This window comes from Spirillospora sp. NPDC049652, from assembly GCF_040675125.1.
Lineage (GTDB): Bacteria > Actinomycetota > Actinomycetes > Streptosporangiales > Streptosporangiaceae > Spirillospora.
The window spans coordinates 1-1235 of sequence record NZ_JBFAOF010001490.1 but is presented as its reverse complement, the minus strand read 5'-3'; the positions used below and the strand labels follow the sequence as shown (position 1 = coordinate 1235).

2 protein-coding genes are annotated in these 1235 nt (G+C 75.0%); one reads left to right on the top strand and one right to left on the bottom strand.

Annotated elements, in window-relative coordinates:
* Positions 1 to 689: helix-turn-helix domain-containing protein (locus AB0J52_RS41365; protein ID WP_500188739.1), on the bottom strand; the 689-nt coding region annotated here is incomplete at its 3' end.
* A 269-nt stretch (positions 690 to 958) separates the two neighbouring features.
* Between AB0J52_RS41365 and AB0J52_RS41360 the strand changes: the two genes are divergently transcribed.
* Positions 959 to 1225: a hydroxyisourate hydrolase gene (locus AB0J52_RS41360; protein WP_500188738.1), complete on the top strand. Its 267-nt coding sequence runs from the start codon at positions 959 to 961 to the stop codon at positions 1223 to 1225.
* Positions 1226 to 1235 lie beyond the last annotated feature (10 nt).

The window sequence follows — 1235 nt, the reverse complement described above, 5'->3', positions numbered from 1 at the left end:
CCGCGGTCGGCGCGCTCCACCAGCTGCGCGGCGAGCTGCCGCGCCCGCACCAGGTCGCCGCGCTCGATGAACGCCGCGAGCAGCGCCGCGCCGAGGTGGACGGCCGAGTCGGAGGTGTCGGCGCCGGACGCGGCGAGCTGCCGCAGCGCGTCCTCGGCGACGCGGACGCTCTCGCTGATGTCGCCGCGCTCGCGCAGGCAGCGGCTCAGCGCGACGTGCACGCGCGTCCACTGGTCGGGGTCGTGCTCGGCGGACGCCCGGGCGCTCAGCACGCGCAGCTCGGCGATGGCCCGTTCCAGGTCGCCGGACGCCTCCAGCGCGAGCGCGTGGCCCCAGCGGGCCTGGTGCAGCATGTCCGGCAGCGCGACCGCGTCCGGGCTCGCCAGGACGTCGGCGAACCGGGCCCGGGCCTCGCCCGCCGCGCCGTTGCGCAGCGCGATCTCGGCGTAGTCCAGGGTGACCCGCAGCTCGTCCACCACGTCCTCGCCGACGCCGCTGACCAGGTAGGTCGGCGAACAGCTCAGCTTGGTCGCGAGCAGGTCCACCACGCTCGGCGCGGGCACCCGCTTGTCGCTCTCGATCAGCGAGATGTAGCTGTCGGACAGCTCGGGGTACGCGAGCTGGGCCTGGCTCATGCCCTGCCGGATGCGCAGCGCCCGGATCCGCTGCCCCAGTGTCTCCCGATCCATGTTTCGAACCACCCGCCTGCCAGGTCCCCGCGCCGTGCGCCGCACGCCACATGGGAAGAAAACGTGTCGATCTTCCAGTCTGCCCGGATCGCGCCCGGTCAGGGTCCGGGTTCGACGGATCCGGACCCACTCGTTCGCCTCACCGAAGGCTATAGCGGACAGGCCCCTCCGCGCCGCCCCTGACGTGGCCGGATCGCCGGGCACCTCCGCCGCGTCCGGCTCCGCGCGCCCCTTCGGCCGGACGGGCCGGGACTGCTGTACTAGCGGCCATGAGCGTGTCCACCCATGTCCTCGACACCGGCAGCGGGACGCCCGCGGCCGGCATCCCGGTCCGGCTCGACCACTACGACGCGGAGAACTGGCGGCTCGTCCAGGAGGGCGAGACCGACGCGACCGGCCGCTGGAGCCTGTCCTTCCCGGAGACCGACACCCCCGCCGACGACCCGGACGGCCCGGGCGGCGGCTCGCCGGCGGGCCCCCCCCCCGACCGCAGCGCCGGGCCCCGGGCGCGGGAGATCGGGAGACCACACCTCTGAACACCACTCC

Bases quoted from the DNA above. Each gene is read 5' to 3' on its own strand.
- AB0J52_RS41360 (WP_500188738.1), top strand. From the start codon at position 959: ATGAGCGTGTCCACCCATGTCCTCGACACCGGCAGCGGGACGCCCGCG.